Below are 16,921 nucleotides of genomic sequence, written 5' to 3' on the forward strand. Positions count from 1 at the left end.
TGGAGCGAAACGGGAAAAGACCGGCCGTTCGGCCGGTCTTTTTCGTTGAAAAGCGTGTGTAAAGCCCGGATTCTCAGGGTTTTGCGACGAAATTTTCTTGCGAGGCGAGGGGCGATGCGTATTCTGCCCCCGACTTGTATGAGTCGTTTCAAACCGTATGAAAGGGGTGGAAACATGAACAAGAATGAACTCGTATCCGCAGTGGCTGAGAAGTCTGGCCTCTCCAAGACGGACGCAGCATCTGCTGTCGACGCCGTTTTCGAGACGATCCAGGGCGAACTCAAGAACGGCGGCGACGTTCGTCTCGTCGGTTTCGGCAATTTCTCCGTATCGCGCCGCGAAGCTTCGAAGGGCCGCAACCTTTCGACCGGCGCCGAGATCGAGATCCCGGCACGCAACGTGCCGAAGTTCTCGGCCGGCAAGGGCCTGAAGGACGCCGTCAACGGCTGATCCTTGGTTCGGGCAGAGCGGTTATCCACTCCGCCGCCAAACCTGAAGTTCAGGGTCGGGGTCCGGTTCTTCCGGGCCCCTTTTTATTTGCGGGAGAAGGAGCGGAACTGTCGCCGAAATGTCATCGGCCTGTAACAGGAAAGCCTCAGAACCGCCGGGTTCCTTTTGACCGGATCCCGGAGGATTTCATGAAAACCCGTTCGATCACCGCCGCCCTCGCGGCGGTCCTCGCCGCATCGGTGGCCCCTGCCGCCAGCGCCGAGCCCGTATTCAATCGCATTGCGTCCTTCGCCGTCGCCGACAACCTGCCGGAGGGCGTGGACAGGGCGACGCCGACCTCGTCCGAAATCATTGCCGCCTCCGAGGACGGCAACACGCTCGTCTATTCCGACAGCCCGAACAAGGCGATCGGCTTCATCGACATCACCGACGCCAGGGCCCCGAAGGCCGGTGGCTCCCTTTCCTTCGAGGGCGAGCCGACCTCGGTCGCGATCGCGGCCGGCAAGGCGCTCGTCGCCATCAACACGCGCGAGAGCTTCGTGAAGCCGTCGGGCGTCCTTGCCCAGGTCGATCTCGCTTCCAAGGCCATCGAGGCGACCTGCGATCTCGGCGGCCAGCCGGATTCGATCGCCCTCAACAAGGACAGGACGATCGCCGCCATCGCCATCGAGAACGAGCGCGACGAGGAGGTCAATGACGGCGCCATCCCGCAGATGCCGGCCGGCGATCTCGTGCTGCTGTCCCTCAAGGACGGCATCGTCGATTGCGGCTCGGTCAAGCATGTCGCGCTGACCGGCCTTGCCGATGTCGCGGGTGAGGATCCGGAGCCCGAATTCGTCGCCTTCAACAGCCTCGACGAGGTCGCCGTCACCCTGCAGGAAAACAACCACATCGTCGTCGTCGACGGCAGGACCGGCACGGTGAAGAGCCATTTCTCCGCCGGCACGGTCAACCTTGAAGGCATCGACACCAGGAAGGACGGCGCCCTGAAGTTCACCGGCGAGATGAAGGATGTCGCCCGCGAGCCCGACGCCGTGAAGTGGCTCGACGACGACCGCCTGGTCGTTGCCAATGAAGGCGACTGGAAGGGCGGTGCGCGCGGCTTCACCATCTTCGACAAGCAGGGCAAGGTTCTCTACGAGAACGGTGCCGGCTTCGAGCGCGAGATCGCCAGGATCGGCCACTACCCGGACAAGCGCAACAAGAAGGGCGTCGAGCCGGAAGGCATGGAAGCGGCCAGGTTCGGCGACGACAACCTGTTCTTCGTGCTCGCCGAGCGTGCCTCGATCGTCGGCGTCTACAAGGATACCGGCGGCGAGCCCGAGCTTCTGCAGCTGCTGCCCTCGGGCGTCGGCCCGGAAGGCGCCGTCGCCATTGCGAGCCGCAACCTCTTCGTGACCGCCAACGAGACCGACCTCGTCGAGGACGGCGGCGCCCGCTCGCATGTCATGATCTATGAGCATGCGGAAGGGGAGGCTGCCTATCCGCAGATCGTCTCCACCGACAAGGACGGCGAGCTGATCGGCTTCGGCGCCCTCTCGGGCCTTGCCCCGGTCAAGGACAAGCCGGGCATGCTCTATGCCGTCAACGATTCCTTCTACGCCGCGCAGCCGACGATCTTCACGATCGACGCCACCGCGAAGCCGGCGAGGATCGTCGATGCATTGCGCATCACGCGCAATGGCGCGGCCGCCCAGAAGCTCGACAGCGAAGGCGTGACGCCGGACGGCGAGGGCGGCTTCTGGCTCGCCAACGAAGGTGATGCCGACAAGCTCTACAGCCACGCCATCATCCACGTGAACGAAAAGGGCGAGATCCAGAAGGAAATCGCCATTCCCGCCGCGCTGCGCGCCGGCGAGAAGCGCTTCGGCTTCGAAGGCATCACCAGCGTCGGCGAAGGCGATGACAAGGTGCTGTGGATGGCCATGCAGCGCGAATGGGGCGATGACGAGAAGGGTTTCGTGAAGCTCGTCTCCTACAAGCCCTCCTCGGAGGAATGGGGTGCCGTGCGCTACCCGCTCGAAAAGACGGAAAGCGGCTGGGTCGGCCTTTCCGAAATCACCGTGAACGGCGAGCATGCCTATATCATCGAGCGCGACAACCTGATCGGCCAGGCGGCCAGGCTGAAGAAGCTCTACCGCGTGGCGCTTGCCGATCTGAAGCCGGCCGCGCTCGGCGGCGACCTGCCCGTCGTCAGGAAGGAAGAGGTCCGCGACCTCATCCCGGACCTCAAGGGCGCCACCAACGGCTTCGTCGTCGACAAGGTCGAGGGCTTTGCCATCGATGCCGCCGGCAACGGCTTTCTCGTGACCGACAATGACGGCGTGGACGATTCCTCCGGCGAGACGCTGTTCTTCGGCATCGGCCCGATGAACGCCATGTAGGCTGCGTGCATCACCGCCCCTTTTCCCGCAGGCGGGGAGAGGGGCGGGTTGCCGAAAGCAGGAACGAAAAAAGCCGGGATCCTGCGATCCCGGCTTTTTCGTCTTTTCGTCCTCGCCGGGCTCAGCCGACGGCGCGCAACGGCCGCGCGGGGGCTGCCCCGGCGCTTCCTTCGGCCTTGTCCCGTTCGCGCTGCAATTCCTCGGTCTTCTCGCTGAGGCAGCCGATGATCTCCTTGAGATGCTGCTTCTGGTCCTCGGTCAGCACCGCGAAGATCGCTTCGATCGTCTTGTGCTGCGGCTGCTGGGCGGCGGAGATCACCGTGCGGCCCATATCCGTGATCGAGACGATCTTGGCACGACGGTCCTTCGGGTCCGGCTCGCGCTTGACGAGCTTGTCGCGCTCCAGCCCGTCGATCGCTTCCGTCACCGTGCGGGGCGCGAAGCCGAGCGCGCAGGCGATGTCCGTCGAGCGCTGCGGCCCCTGGCATTCCAGAAGAAGCAGGAACTTGCTGCGGGCAAGCGACACGCCTTCGTCCATCATGCACTCGTTCACCAGGCGACTCACCTGATGGTAGAGTTTGAACATGCCCTGGGAGATTTCTATCGTGCTACTCATGAGGGGAAATATAGGTATTATGAGGGACCATGTCAAATGATCACGAAGGTTTTCGGATAATTTGATCATAGATATTGAACGATCTCTGTAAATGCGAACGGTCAGGCGAAGGACGTTATTCCCGCCCTTTTCCGGATTTTTCCGGGTGGGACGATTTCTCTCCTGCATAACCCTGTCGGCGAAGCGCCAAGCATTGACCCGGCGGGAGGGGAAAGCGATTGTCCGGGGATGCCGTTCCGCTTCATCCATACCGCCGACCTCCATCTCGATTCGCCCCTGACATCGCTCGCCCTGCGCAATGCCGAGCTTGGCGACCTGGTGCGCGGGGCGACGCGCAAGGCGCTGGAGCGCATCGTCGATCTTGCCGTCACGGAGGCTGTCGACGCCCTCGTCATCGCCGGCGATCTCTACGACGGCTCGCAGACCTCCATGGCGACGGCGCTCTTCCTGATGGAGCAGATGCGCCGGCTGGAGGCGGCAGGCATCCGCGTCTTCCTCATCCGCGGCAATCATGACGCCCAGTCGCAGATCACCCGCGAACTGACCTTTCCGCCGAACGTGCACGTCTTCGACGGCCGCGGGAAGCCGGTGAGGGCCGGCGTGTTGGCGAGCGGCCGCGAGGTCCACGTCCACGGCATCAGCTTTGCCCATCCCCATGCCCCGGCCTCGCTCCTGCCGGGCTTTCGCGCCCCGCTGCCGGATGCCGTCAATATTGGCCTGATGCACACCAGCCTTGCCGGCGCCAGCCGCCACGATCCCTATGCGCCCGTCGGCGTGGCCGACCTTGCCGCGCACGGCTTCGACTACTGGGCGCTCGGCCATGTCCACCAGCGCCGGGTGCATCTCGAAAAGCCGTGGATCGTCATGCCCGGCAATCCGCAGGGCCGTGACATCAACGAGGGCGGCCCGAAGGGCGTGACCCTCGCGACCATCGAGGACGACGGCACGATCACCTGCGTGGCGCAGCCGGTCGCCGTCGCCCTGTTCGAGCGGCTTTCCGTCGATCTTTCCGGCATCGACGACTGGCGCGGCATGCTCGACCGCATCGAAACCGTGCTGGCGGAGGCGCGGGCGGCCGCGGGCGGCGCCCATCTCGTCGCACGCCTCACCCTTGCCGGCGCCACGCCGCTCGCCTGGCGCCTGCGCCGCGACGAAGACCTGCTCGCCGCCGAATTGCAGAACCTTGCCGCCTCGCTCGGCGAATGCTGGATCGAGGCGGTGGAGCTTTCCGTCGCCGCGCCGCTTGTCGCGGCCGGTGCCGATGCCGGCCCTCTTACCGAGCTGTCGCGCCTGATGCGCGAGGACGTCGTCGAAAGCCATGCCTATCGGGAAGAACTGCGCGAGGCGCTGGCCGACCTCCTGCGCCAGTTGCCGAAGGAGGCGCGCAGCCTCCTGGCCGCGGACGAGGCGGCGGAGGAGACCCTGCTCCATGAGCTTGCCCTTGAGGGCGCCGATGCCGTTCTCGCCCGCCTCGGCGGGGAAGGCGTAGGGGCATAGCCGATGCGCCTCGATCGCCTGGACCTCGTCCGCTACGGGAAATTCACCGACCGCAGCCTCGATTTCGGCGCGGCCCAGCCCGGAAAGCCGGATTTCCACCTCGTCTACGGCCCGAACGAGGCGGGCAAGTCCACGCTCTTCTCCGCCTATCTCGACCTGCTCTTCGGCATCGAGAAATCCAGCGCCTACGGCTTCCTGCACCCCTATGCCCTGATGCGCGTCGGCGGGCAGTTCTCCGTCGGTGCCGAGCGCCACGAGGCCTATCGCCTGAAGCGCAACCAGGCCTCGCTCGTCTCCGCCGACGACCGGCCCCTGCCGGACACGCTCTTTGCCACCGTGCTCGGCGGCATGGACCGCAATGCCTACCGCACCATGTTCTCGCTCGACGACGAGAGCATCGAAAAGGGCGGCGAGGACATCCTGAAGAGCGAGGGCGAGCTCGGCGCGATGCTCTTTTCCGCCAGCTCCGGCCTGTCCGACATGGCCACGGGCCTTGCGGCGCTGAAGGCGGAGGCCGACGAGTTCTATCGCCCCTCCGGCCGCAAGCACGCGCTCTCGGCCCTCAAGGCGGATATCGAGTCCCTTGCCGCCGAGCGCAAGGCGCTCGACGTCGCGGCCCGCGACTATGGCCTGCTGGTGCGCGAGCGCGATGCCGCCGCCGGGCGGCACGGCGAGATGACCGCCGCCCGGGCCGAGGTGCGCGCCGCGCTGGCGCAGGTGGAGCGCAGCCTCTCCGCGCTGCCATACCTCCGGCGCCTGCGCGCCTTGCGTGCCGAACTCGGCGCGTTCGACCTCGGTGATTCGCCGCCCGCTGCCTGGCGGTCGCTTTCCGGTGAACTGGCGCGCGAGGAGGCGGAAATCGCCGCCCGCGCCGCCCGCATGGAGGCGGAGCGCCTGCATCTTGCCGAGGAACTGGCGGCGCTGCCCGAGGACGCGGCCGTGCTGGCCGTGGAAGGCGACATCGCGGCCCTCGCCGGTTCCGCGCTCGAAGCCCGGTTCCGCACGGCGGCGATGGATCTTGCCGCCCGCGAGGCGGAGCGGGACCAGGTGACCGTCTCCATCGGGGCGAGCCTTGCCGTGTTCGGCCTGCCCGCGGATGCCGATCCGGCCGGCATCCTGCTTCCTCCCGGCCTTGGCGAAAAACTCGCAGCCCTCCTGTCGCGGCGGGCGACGCTTGCGGAACGTGCGGAGGCGGCGCTTCGCGAGCGTGCCGAGGCGGAACGGGCACTTGCTGTCGCCGGCGGCGAGGCCGGTGCCGTTTCGGATGAGCAGGGGCAGGCGGATGCGGCGCTGCAATCGACGCTCGCTGCCGTCCTGCGCGCCGCCCGGTCCGCCGATCTTCCGGCGCGCCTTCGCGAGGCCCGGCGTCTCGTCGCGCTTGCCCGGCAGGAGGCCGACGGCGCGATGGCCCGTCTTGCGCCCTGGTCCGGCACGGCGGCGTCCCTGGAAGGCATGGCGGTTCCGCCGCCCGCCGAAATCGAGGTCCTGCGCAGACGATACGACATGGCGGCCGAGGCCCTGCACCGTCAGCGGGAGCAGGTTGCCGCGCTGGAACTGGAGGTCGCCTCCGCCCGCGCGACGCTTGCGGCGCTGCAAAAGGCGACCGGCGCCGCCGGCGAAGAGCAGGCGAGCCATCTGCGGGCCGTGCGCGATGCAGCCTGGCGTGCGCATGTCGGCACCCTCGACAGCGCTTCCGCCGCCGCCTTCGAGCAGGCGATGCGCGACGACGACCGTGCTTCGGAGGCGCGCCTGCGCAATGCCGACCGCCTTTCGGAGCTTCGCCTTCTCGAACGGACGGCTGCGGAAGGCGCGGCGCGGCTGGAGACCCTCGCGGATGACGTGACGCGCCTGATGGAGGCGCGGGCGGAGGTCGAGGTGCAGATGGCGGCGCTTGCCGGGCGCCTCGGCCTGCCCGAGGGGACGGCGCTGGCGGACATGGCCGGCTGGCTGGAACGGCGGACGGCGGCGCTGGGCGCGCTTGGCGCGCTCGCGCAGCGCACGGTCGAGGCCGATCTCGTCGAGCAGGACAGGCGGGACGTGCTGGCGCGGCTGGCGGCGCTGCTTGGCGAAGCGCTGGCCGAGGATAGCCCCTTCGAAGAAGCATTGTTCCTTGCCGAGGATAGGCTGGAGGCGCTGAAGGCGGGCGAGGCCCGGCGGCTTGCCGCGGCCGCGCAGCTTGTCCGGTTGAAGGCCGATGCCGATATGCGCGGCAAGGCTGCGGAAGACGCCGGCGCGGCGCTTGCGACATGGCAGGAGGCGTGGGCGCAGGCGATCGCCGGCACCTGGCTTGCACGGCAGGATGTGCCCGTCGCGCTGGACCGCGTTGCCGCCTTCCTCCCGGCGCTGCAGACGCTCGCCCAGAATGTCGAGCGGCGCAGGGACTTCGACCATCGGATCGCCGGCATGCGCCGCGACCAGAAGGACTACGCCGACAATGCCCGCCGTCTCGCCGCGCGTCTGTCCGAGCCGTTTAACGCCGAGGACCCGCTCGCGACCGTCGCGGCTTTCGGCCGGCGGCTCGCCGCGGCGACGGCGGTACGCCAGCGGCGCGAGGCGATCGACAAGGCGGTTCTGCGCCTTGACGAGGAGGAGAGGGCGCTGGACGAGCGCCGGACGGTGCTCGCCGCGCGGCTTTCGGAGGTCTACGCCGTCCTCGGCTGCGACACGCTCGCGGAGGCGGACGTGCTGCTCGAAGCTTACCGCAAGCGCGACGAGATCCTGGCGCGCGTCCATGACGTCGGCCGCGACCTCGCCCAGCAGCTCCGCACCGAGACGGTCGAGGAAGCCGAGGCGCTGCTCTCGGCGGTCGATGACGACCAGCTCGCCGTGGAGAAGGACGCGCTCTCCGCACGGCTGGAAGAGCTCGACCGCGCGGTGCAGGAACAGCACCTGCTGCGCGCGCGGGCGGAGGAGGCGCTGGCGAAGGTCGCCGGCAGCGATGCGGCGGCGGTGCTGGAGGAGCGGCGCCGCACGGTGCTGGTCGACCTGGCGGAGAAATCGCGGCGCTACCTTGCGACGCGCGCCGGCATCCTGGCCGCGGAACAGGCCCTGCGGCTCTACCGCGAGCGCCATCGCAGCGCGATGATGGAGCGTGCGTCCCGGACCTTCCGCGACATCACGGCCGGCGAATATACCGGCCTTTCGACGATCCTCGAAAAGGACAGCGAATATCTCGTCGTCAATGCCGCCTCCGGCGGCGCGAAGCTGGCGAAGGACCTTTCCAAGGGCACGCGCTTCCAGCTCTATCTCGCGCTGCGCGTGGCGGGCTACCATGAGATCGCCGCCAGCCGCGAGATCGTGCCCTTCATCGCCGACGACATCATGGAGACCTTCGACGACCGGCGCGCGCTCAATGCCCTGACGGTGATGGGCGCGATGGCGACAGGCGGGCAGGTGATCTACCTCACCCATCACGAACATCTCTGCGATCTCGCGAAAAAAGCCTGCCCCGATGTCACGATCCATGAATTGTGAGGCCTGAAACGTCGAAGCGTAAAGGAAGCGTTAGCGTCAAAACTTGACTTGGCCGGTGGTAAGTGGTTCTTGGCGCACCACCGGCATTGCTGCGAAGCCTGCTTCGCGCGGCGCTCCGCCCTGAAGAAACGGACGGATATGACGTTGAGGACCGACAGAGAAGCGACGATCTGGGAGCGGGGTTTTGCGCCCGTCGGCTTCCTCGTGCTGCTCGTCACCCTGTTCCTGTCGCAATTTTCCCTGCCCGGCAATGCAGACGGCGCCGGCCATCCGCCGCGGGCGGCCGCCGAAGGCGGCGTTGCGCCGTCGCCGCTGTCGGCCACCGGCGAGGAGCTTTGGTTCCCCGCCAGCGGCCATGCCGAGCGGCGGGTCGCCAAGGCCAAGAGCGGCCTGCCGGAGGGCGATGCCGCCGGCAAGGCGCTCGTCCCGGGCGCCGGTGCCGTGCTTTATCCCTTCGAGACCGCCGCCTCGGTGGTCCCTGTCGCTGTCGACGATGCGGCGCCCGCCCGCCTGGGCCCGGCATCCTTCCGCAGCCGCGCGCCGCCGGCTCTTTCCGCCTGAGGCCCTGTGGCGTCCCGTACGCCGCGCCATTCGTTCGAAATTCCGATTCCCGCGGACGGTGCCGACTTCACGTCGCGCCCGTCCGGCAGTCTAGATGGAACAACCCCATGAAAACCTCCAAATGGGCATTGTTGGTCTATATCGCGATCATCCTCTTCGGGGTGCTCGCGGCCGTGCCCAACGTGCTGACGCCTGAACAGCAGGCGAAATTCGGGCGCTTCCTGCCCGCCAATCCCGTCACCCTCGGCCTCGACCTGAAGGGCGGTTCGCATCTCGTGCTGGAGGTCGATTCGGCGGCGCTGCGCAAGGCGCGCATGGACGTGCTGCTGAACGATACGCGCGCGATCCTGCGCACAGCCGGCGAGCGCGCTTCGGCCGCACGCCTCAGCGGCACGACGCTGACGATCACGCTGCCCGACCCGGCGGCGCGCGACAAGATCCTGCCGGAGGTGCGCAAGCTCGCGACGCCGACGACGACGCTCGGCTTTACCGCCGGCAGTGCCGATATCGATGTCGCCACCAGCGGCAACCTGATCAATGTCACGTTGACGGAAGCCGGCATCAACGAGCGCATGTCGGCCGCCGTCGAGCAGAGCCTCGAGATCATCCGCCGCCGCGTCGACCAGGTCGGCGTCGCCGAACCACTCATCCAGCGCGTCGGCGGCGATCGCATCCTCGTCCAGCTGCCGGGCCTGCAGGATCCGACGCGCCTGCGCCAGCTTCTCGGCTCCACCGCGCAGATGAGCTTCCACATGGTCGATCAGACCGTGGATCCGAACGGCGTCGCCCCGCGCGGCGTCATGATCCTGCCCGGCGCCAACGACCCCGGCAAATACGCCGTGGAAGAGCGCGTCGCCATTTCGGGCGATCGCCTCGCGGATGCCAAGGCCGGCTTCGACCAGCGCACGAACGAGCCGATCGTCTCGTTCAGCTTCGATTCCACCGGCGCGCGCCAGTTCGCGGAGATCACCCAGGCGAATGTGGGAAAACCCTTCGCCATCGTGCTCGACGGCAAGGTGCTGACGGCCCCCGTCATCCGCGAACCGATCATCGGCGGCCAGGGCCAGATTTCGGGTAACTTCAACCCGCAGGAAGCGACCGTTCTGTCGGCGCTGCTGCGCTCCGGCGCGCTGCCGGCGCCGCTCACCATCATCGAGGAGCGCACCGTCGGCCCGAACCTCGGCTCCGACTCGATCCGCATGGGCCTTTATACCGGCCTTGCCGGCCTTGCCGCCGTCGTCGTGCTGATGCAGGTGCTCTACGGTTCGTGGGGCCTCATCGCCAATCTCGGCCTCGTGCTGCATACGGTGCTGACCATCGGCACGCTCGGCCTGCTCGGCTCGACGCTCACCTTGCCCGGCATCGCCGGCATCATCCTCGGCATCGGCATGGCCGTCGACGCCAACATCCTGATCAATGCGCGTATCCGAGAGGAGACGGCGGCGGGGGCGGGGGCCATGAAGGCGCTCGACGTCGGCTTCAACAAGGCCTATGCCACCATCGTCGACGGCAACATGACGACCATGGTCGGCATGATCCTGCTCTTCATGTTCGGCTCGGGCCCGGTGCGCGGCTTCGCCATCACCATGATCATCGGTCTTGCGATCTCGATGTTCACCTCGATCACCTTCGTGCGCCTCCTGATGCGCGAGGTGGTGATCCGCCGCAAGATGAAGCGGATCGACATCCATTCGATCTTCGGCAAGGTCTGGAGCATCCCGAGCTTCTCCTTCATGCGCGGGCGCTACATCGCCATCGCCATGTCGGCCTTCATCTCGATCAGCTCGATCATCCTGTTCTTCACGCCGGGCCTCAACTACGGCATCGACTTCGTCGGCGGCATCCAGGTCGAGGCGACGTCCAAGACGCCGATCGACCTTGCCCCGCTGCGCGAGAAGATGGAGGGGCTGAACCTCGGTGAAGTGGCCCTGCAGGAATTCGGCCAGGGCACCTCGGTCCTCGTGCGCGTCCAGCGCCAGCCGGGCGGCGAAGAGGTGCAGACGGCGGCCTTGCAGAAGATCCGCGACGGCGTTGCCGAAGTGATCCCGGATGCCAATTTCGAGCGGACGGAAGTGGTCGGCCCGACGGTCAGCACCGAGCTTGCCCGTTCCGGCTTCCTCGCCGTCGGTCTCGGCATGGTGGCGATCCTGCTCTACATCTGGTGGCGGTTCGAGTGGCACTTCGCCGTGGGCGCCATCGCGACGCTGATCCTGGATATCACCAAGATGATCGGCTTCTTCTCGCTGATGCAGATCGACTTCAACCTGACGGCCATCGCCGCCGTGCTGACGCTGATCGGCTACTCGGTCAACGACAAGGTGGTGGTCTACGACCGCATGCGCGAGAACCTGCGCAAGTACAAGTCGATGCCGTTCTCCGACCTCATCGACCTGTCGATCAACCAGGTGGTCATGCGATGCATCTTCACCTCGGTCGCCGTCGCCGCCTCGCTGCTGCCGATGGCGATCTGGGGCGGCGACACGGTCAAGCCCTTCGCCTGGCCGATGCTGTTCGGCGTGGTCGTTGCGACCACCTCGTCGATCTATATCGGCGGCCCGATCCTGCTCTTCCTCAGCCGCTGGTGGAAGGACCGCGATACCGCGCGGGCGGCCGCCTCGGCAACGACGCCGGCAACGGAAGCATAAAACAGAACGGGCGCCCCTGGGGCGCCCGTTTCGTTTCAGGAGAAGCGGCGGGGGCTGAAGGTCTCCGCCGTTATGCCCTCGCGGGCGAGCGGCTCGGGCACCGGGCTTGCGGTGAGGAGGGCGGCGGAAAGGCTGCCGAGGGCGGGCGAGGTCAGGATGCCGTAGCCGCCCTGGCCGGCGAGCCAGAAGAAGGACGGCTCGTCCCCGGCCGGGCCGATGACGGGCAGGCGGTCCGAGGAGAAACTGCGCATGCCGGCCCAGCTCCGGAAGACGCGGCGCACCGTGAGCGTCGTCGCCTCCTCGACATAGTGGGCGGCATAGGCAACGTCGAGCTCCTCCGGCTGCACGTCCGCCGGCTCGCAGGGCGTCGCATCGGCGGGCGAGGCCAGCAGGCGGCCACCCTCCGGTTTGAAGTAGAACAGGTCCTCGATCTCGTTGATCTCCGGCAGGCGGCTCGCGTCGATGCCATCGGGCAGGTCGATGGTGATGGCCGTGCGGCGGTGCGGCACGATGCCGGCGGGCGCGACGCCGGAAAGCGCGGCGACCGCATCGGCCCAGCCGCCGGCCGCGTTCACCAGCATGCCGGCGGCGATCGTCTCCTCGCCGGCTTCGATCAGCCATCGGCCGCCGGCGCGGCGGGCGCCGGCAAAGCGGCGGCCCTCGATGATCTCGGCACCATGGCGCCGGGCGTGGCGGGCATAGGACTGCAGCAGCGCGTCCACCTCGATGTCCCAGTAGTCGGGATCGAAATAGGCGGCGGCCGCATAGGCGGGGTCCAGCATCGGCGCGCGGGCGAGCATCGCGGCCTCGTCCAGCCATTCCGCCGCCACGCCGAGGCTTCTGGCCGTTTCGAATCGTTCGTGCACCAGCGCCGCCTTCTCCGCCGCGCCGAGGATGATGCTGCCCCGCTCGATGAGCAGCGGCACGGCGGCGAACCCCTCGGGCGGCCGCATCAGGAAAGCATGGCTGGCGCGGGCAAGCGCATTCACCAGCGGCGCATTGTCCCGCAGCGTGAATTCCGCCGCCGAGCGGCCTGTGCTGTGATAGCCGAGCGCGCCCTCCTGCTCCAGCACGGCGACGGAGCGGTGCGGGCTCAGGAAATAGGCGAGCGAAAGGCCGGCAATGCCGCCGCCGATGATCACGATGTCGAATGTCCGCATGACCCGCCTCCGCTGTGGACCCTTGTCCCTCCTGCCTAAGCAAGCCGGCCGCATTCTTCAAATTTATAGGGATGAAGGTGGTTATCAGCCGGATTGATGCGGCTCGCCCCAGCGCCAGGCCGGCACATCGGCCATATGGGTGAGGAAGGCGCGTTCGGCCGGGTTGAGCGCGGAACCGGGATTGGTGATGCGGAAGGTCTCGGTCACCGGCAGGTCGTCATAGGGCGGCAGCTGCCAGAGCTCGCCGGCCGCCAGCGCCGCGCCGGTCAGGTGCACCGGCAGCATGCCGATGCCGGCATTGGCCACCACCAGCCGCAGCACCTCTTCCACGTTGAAGGCCAGCGCCCGCACCTGCTGGCCGAAGGAGCCGATGGCGCGCACGGCCGTCACCGGGCCCATATGCGGCCCGCCGAGTACGTCGGCGAGGAAGCTGACATAGGGCTCGCCCCTCAGGTCCTCCAGCCGGGCATCGCGCACGCCGAACAGCCGGTGCCCGCGGCCGCAATAGAGCGCGTAGCGCTCATAGCAGAAGGGCGTCTTCTCCAATCCCTCCGGAATGATGCCGTCGGAAAGGCCGAGCGTCGCGACGCCCCGCTCCACCGAACGGATGACATCCGTCGTCGTCTCGACCGTCACGCCCATGGTGACGCGCGGATGCTGCCGGAAGAAATCGGCGATCGCCCGGTCCCAGGCCGGATTCATGGCATGGCTGACGGCATGGAGGGTGATGTGGCCGGAAATATCCTCGCCGGAAAGCTGCATGGCCTCCGGCAGGCGCACGATGGCGGTGAAGATGTCGTGGCAGAGCGCATGCAGCCGCTCGCCGGCCTCCGTCAGCTCGAAGCGGCCCGGGCTGCGGTCGATCAGCCGGTGGCCGACCGACTGCTCCAGCCGCTTCAGCGCCATGCTGACGGCCGGCTGCTGCAGCAGCAGCCGGTTCGCCGCCCGCGTGATCGAGCCTTCCTCCACCACGACCACGAAGGTGCGCAGCAGGTTCCAGTCGAGATTGTGGGCGAAGCGTTCGAGGCGGTTGATCGGCATGCGCGTAGCTACGGCCAGGGGGTCGGGAAAGGCAAGAGGCGGCGGGCTGGCGTGCCATGAAATGTGATCGGCAGGCGCCGTTTTTCGCGGAACCAAAAAGGAGCCCGGCGCATTCCGGTCGCCGGAAGAGGGGGAAATGCATTATGTGGCAAAGGTTTAGCACCAGCGGACTCGCGGGAGCCTATCTCGACGAGCTCCTGGCGGGCGGCGTGGAGGCGCGCATGGAGTTTCGCCCGCGGCGGGCGCTGGACCCACATCCGTTTCTGGTCAGCCTTGACGGCGAGGGCAGCGACGAAGCCTTCTTCACGCGACCCATGGACGGCGTTCGCGGTGAAAACCGCACCCGCTTCGATCCCTGAGCCCGGACAGGTGAAAGGCGGCCGAAGCCGCCTCGACCTGATCGCAACATCGCCCCGACCAATCGCGTCATCCGCGAATTCAACCCGGGGACCCACGCGACTTGTGCATGATCGGGTCGAGCCCGCCCCCGAGCGAGGAGGGGGATTACTTCATCGTATAGATGTCGATGGAGAAGTACTTGTCGTTGATCTTCTGGTAAGTGCCGTCCTCGCGGATCGCCTTCAGCGCGGCGTTCAGCTTCTCGCGCAGGTCGTTGTCTTCCTGGCGCACCGCGATGCCGACGCCTTCGCCGACGAATTTCGGGTCGGTGATCGGCTCGCCGATCAGTTCGCAGCAGGCCTTGCCGTCGTCGTTCTTGGTGACCCAGTCGAGCAGTGGGATCATGTCGCCGACCTGCAGGTCGAGGCGGCCGTTCGCCATGTCGAGGTTCACCTCGTCCTGCGTCGGGTAGAGCTTGATGTCCGCATCCGGATAGACGGCGGCGGCAAAATCGGCCTGCGTGGTGCCGGACTGGGCGCCGATCGTCTTGCCCTTCATGCCTTCATTGGTGAAATCGGTGATGCCGGCGCCCTTCGGCGCGGCATGGGTCATGGCGGCGAGATAGTAGGGGTCGGTGAAGTTGACCTGCTTCTTGCGCTCCTCGGTGATGAACATCGAGGCGATGATCATGTCGTATTTCTTGGCGACGAGGCCGGGAATGATGCCGTCCCAGTCCTGCGCGACCACGTCGCACTCGACCTTCATCTTCTCGCAGAGCGCAAGGCCGATCTCCACGTCGAAGCCGCCGAGTTTTCCCGCGGAATCCTGGAAGTTGAAGGGCGGGTAGGCGCCTTCCGTGCCGATCTTCAGCGTCTCGGCGAAAGCCGGGCCGGAAAGCAGCGTGGAGCCTGCGAGAGCCAGCGCGAGCAGCATTGTCTTCATGGTCGTTCCCCTGTTGTGATTGTGACCGATGGGGAACGGTAGCGCGGCCTCGTGCATAAACGAAATAGATAGCCATGATGTCGGCTATCATTTCAGTTGATGCGCGAAGCCGCAGGGCCGCGCCCTACCAGCGATCGTGCACATGCGGCGCGACGAGCCGGTAATAGATCTCGCGCGTCGCCTCCATCACGTCGTCCGAAAGCGCCGGCAGGCTTGCGGCCCGGGCATTCGCCTCGGCCTGCGCGGCGTTGCGCGCGCCCGGAATGACGACGCTGACCGCATCGGCCATCAGGATCCAGCGCAGCGCGAAGGCGGCCATGGCGGTGTCGGCCGGCACCAGCGCACGGATTTCCTCGACGGCCTGAAGGCCGGTCTCGAAGGGCACGCCGGCAAAGGTCTCGCCGACATCGAAGGCGTCGCCCTGGCGGTTGAAGTTGCGGTGGTCGTCGGCGGCAAAGGCGGTGTCGCGCGTGATCTTGCCCGAGAGCAGGCCGCTTGCCAGCGGCACGCGGGCGATGACGGCGACCTGACGGCGGGCGGCTTCCTTGAAGAAGAGTTGCGCCGGGCGCTGGCGGAACATGTTGTAGATGATCTGCACGCTGACGACGCCGGGATATTCGATCGCCTTCAGCGCCTCCTCGACCTTCTCGACGCTGACGCCGTAATTGGCGATCTTGCCGGCGGCCTTGATCTCTTCCAGCGCATGGAAGACCTCCGGACGGTAGTAGACCTCCGTCGGCGGGCAGTGCAGCTGCACGAGATCGAGCCGCTCGACGTCGAGGTTCTTCAGGCTGCGGTCGATGAAGCCTTCGAGGTTTTCCTTGGTGTAGCCATCGGCGACATGCGGGGAAAGCCGGCGCCCGGCCTTGGTGGCCACCATCGGGCGCTGGCCGCCATGGTCCTTCAGGACGTCGGCGATGATCTTTTCCGAGCGGCCGTCGCCATAGACGTCGGCGGTGTCGATGAAGGACATGCCGGCGTCGAGCGCGGCGTTGAGGGCGGCGCGGCCGTCCGCCTCGCTGACATCACCCCAGGCGCCGCCGATCTGCCAGGCGCCGAAGCCGATATCCGTGGTGGTGAAACCCGTGCGGCCGAATTTGCGATGTCTCATGAAAATCTCTCCCGACAAATGCCCAATGAATGAATGTGTCGGGAGGTAGCACTCCGCTCCGGGACGGACAAGGAAATCGCTTCCCCGCAAACGGTCAGTCCTGGGTGATTTCCACCAGATAGAAGGCCGCCTGTTTGCCGGCCGGCACGATTTCCGCCGCCGATCCGCCGTCGAGCACGAGCGCATCGAGCGGCTGGAGCCCGACGAGGCCTTCCGGCGTAGAGACGCCGAGCGGTTCCAGCGCCAGCAGCAGACGTTCTCCCATTGCTTCCGGCAGCGCCAGTGCGTCACGCGCGACGTGATGCGTCAGCCTGTGCCGGAAGGCACCGCGTCGGGTCATCACGTTGAGGTCGGTGATCGGCCCTCCCGTGAGGCGCGCCGTGGTCGGCGCATCGGCCGGGAAGGCCAGCGGCGCGGAGGCGGGCGTCAGCAGTCTCTCGCCAAGTCCCTCGATCGAGAGCGCCATGCCGTCTCCGGCAAGGACCGCCAGCGTGCGGTCGATGCCGGGGAAGACCGAGAAGGGCCCGTCGCCCGCCACGCGCGCCATGCTGACGCGCCAGCCGAAATCCGAAAGGCTCGCGCCTTCCGGATGGACGATCACCTCGACCGTCTCGCCGCCGCCGTTCTTCCACGGCATGCGGCGATGGTCGCTGTTGCGCAAAAGTCTCGGTTTGTTGTGCATATCGTTCTCCCAAAACCGC

Annotated in this window: 13 protein-coding genes; 7 read left to right on the plus strand and 6 right to left on the minus strand. The window is 67.1% G+C overall.

The features are described 5' to 3' along the window. The first annotated feature begins 174 nt into the window (after positions 1 to 174). Complete coding sequence (gene hupB / locus WMC41_RS06835) at positions 175 to 450, plus strand: DNA-binding protein HupB (RefSeq protein ID WP_023516583.1); 276 nt, start codon at positions 175 to 177, stop codon at positions 448 to 450. Between the two features lie 188 nt (positions 451 to 638). Further along, entirely contained in the window at positions 639 to 2,834 is a 2,196-nt protein-coding gene (locus WMC41_RS06840; RefSeq protein WP_432347429.1) for an esterase-like activity of phytase family protein, read from the plus strand. Between the two features lie 121 nt (positions 2,835 to 2,955). On the opposite strand, the gene WMC41_RS06845 is transcribed toward WMC41_RS06840, so the two are convergent. After that, positions 2,956 to 3,420, minus strand: coding sequence for a MarR family winged helix-turn-helix transcriptional regulator (locus WMC41_RS06845; RefSeq protein WP_244765853.1), 465 nt, complete (start codon positions 3,418 to 3,420; stop codon positions 2,956 to 2,958). Positions 3,421 to 3,678: 258 nt separating this feature from the next. Here WMC41_RS06845 and WMC41_RS06850 point away from each other — a divergent pair, with 258 nt between their 5' ends. The 4 genes from WMC41_RS06850 (at position 3,679) to secD (ending at position 11,627) form a co-directional block, all read left to right on the plus strand. Further along, the gene (locus WMC41_RS06850; RefSeq protein WP_432347431.1) at positions 3,679 to 4,947 is read left to right on the plus strand and encodes a metallophosphoesterase family protein; all 1,269 of its coding nucleotides are present in this window, start codon (positions 3,679 to 3,681) and stop codon (positions 4,945 to 4,947) included. Between the two features lie 3 nt (positions 4,948 to 4,950). Further along, positions 4,951 to 8,421, plus strand: coding sequence for an AAA family ATPase (locus WMC41_RS06855; RefSeq protein WP_432347433.1), 3,471 nt, complete (start codon positions 4,951 to 4,953; stop codon positions 8,419 to 8,421). Positions 8,422 to 8,565: 144 nt separating this feature from the next. Next, positions 8,566 to 8,982, plus strand: a complete 417-nt coding sequence (locus WMC41_RS06860) for a hypothetical protein (protein WP_272805077.1) — start codon at positions 8,566 to 8,568, stop codon at positions 8,980 to 8,982. Positions 8,983 to 9,089: 107 nt separating this feature from the next. Further along, positions 9,090 to 11,627: a protein translocase subunit SecD gene (gene secD / locus WMC41_RS06865; RefSeq protein ID WP_288083349.1), complete on the plus strand. Its 2,538-nt coding sequence runs from the start codon at positions 9,090 to 9,092 to the stop codon at positions 11,625 to 11,627. A 35-nt stretch (positions 11,628 to 11,662) separates the two neighbouring features. On the opposite strand, the gene WMC41_RS06870 is transcribed toward secD, so the two are convergent. Together WMC41_RS06870 and WMC41_RS06875 are read right to left on the minus strand one after the other, a co-directional pair. Beyond that, positions 11,663 to 12,787, minus strand: a complete 1,125-nt coding sequence (locus tag WMC41_RS06870; RefSeq protein ID WP_432347435.1) for an NAD(P)/FAD-dependent oxidoreductase — start codon at positions 12,785 to 12,787, stop codon at positions 11,663 to 11,665. Positions 12,788 to 12,871: 84 nt separating this feature from the next. Next, complete coding sequence (locus WMC41_RS06875) at positions 12,872 to 13,828, minus strand: LysR substrate-binding domain-containing protein (protein ID WP_432347437.1); 957 nt, start codon at positions 13,826 to 13,828, stop codon at positions 12,872 to 12,874. A gap of 143 nt (positions 13,829 to 13,971) precedes the next feature. Between WMC41_RS06875 and WMC41_RS06880 the strand changes: the two genes are divergently transcribed. Next, positions 13,972 to 14,187: a hypothetical protein gene (locus WMC41_RS06880; RefSeq protein ID WP_244765846.1), complete on the plus strand. Its 216-nt coding sequence runs from the start codon at positions 13,972 to 13,974 to the stop codon at positions 14,185 to 14,187. A gap of 145 nt (positions 14,188 to 14,332) precedes the next feature. Here WMC41_RS06880 and WMC41_RS06885 read toward each other — a convergent pair whose 3' ends face one another. From WMC41_RS06885 to WMC41_RS06895, 3 genes are all read right to left on the minus strand, one after another. Then, complete coding sequence (locus tag WMC41_RS06885; protein ID WP_244765845.1) at positions 14,333 to 15,109, minus strand: ABC transporter substrate-binding protein; 777 nt, start codon at positions 15,107 to 15,109, stop codon at positions 14,333 to 14,335. Positions 15,110 to 15,233: 124 nt separating this feature from the next. After that, a complete protein-coding gene (locus WMC41_RS06890) occupies positions 15,234 to 16,220 on the minus strand; it encodes an aldo/keto reductase (RefSeq protein WP_432347440.1) in 987 nt (328 codons plus the stop codon). Positions 16,221 to 16,314: 94 nt separating this feature from the next. Then, the gene (locus WMC41_RS06895; protein ID WP_244765843.1) at positions 16,315 to 16,902 is read right to left on the minus strand and encodes a HutD/Ves family protein; all 588 of its coding nucleotides are present in this window, start codon (positions 16,900 to 16,902) and stop codon (positions 16,315 to 16,317) included. Positions 16,903 to 16,921: the final 19 nt, after the last annotated feature.

The organism is Shinella yambaruensis, assembly GCF_050859155.1.
In the GTDB taxonomy this organism is placed as follows: Bacteria; Pseudomonadota; Alphaproteobacteria; order Rhizobiales; family Rhizobiaceae; genus Shinella; species Shinella yambaruensis.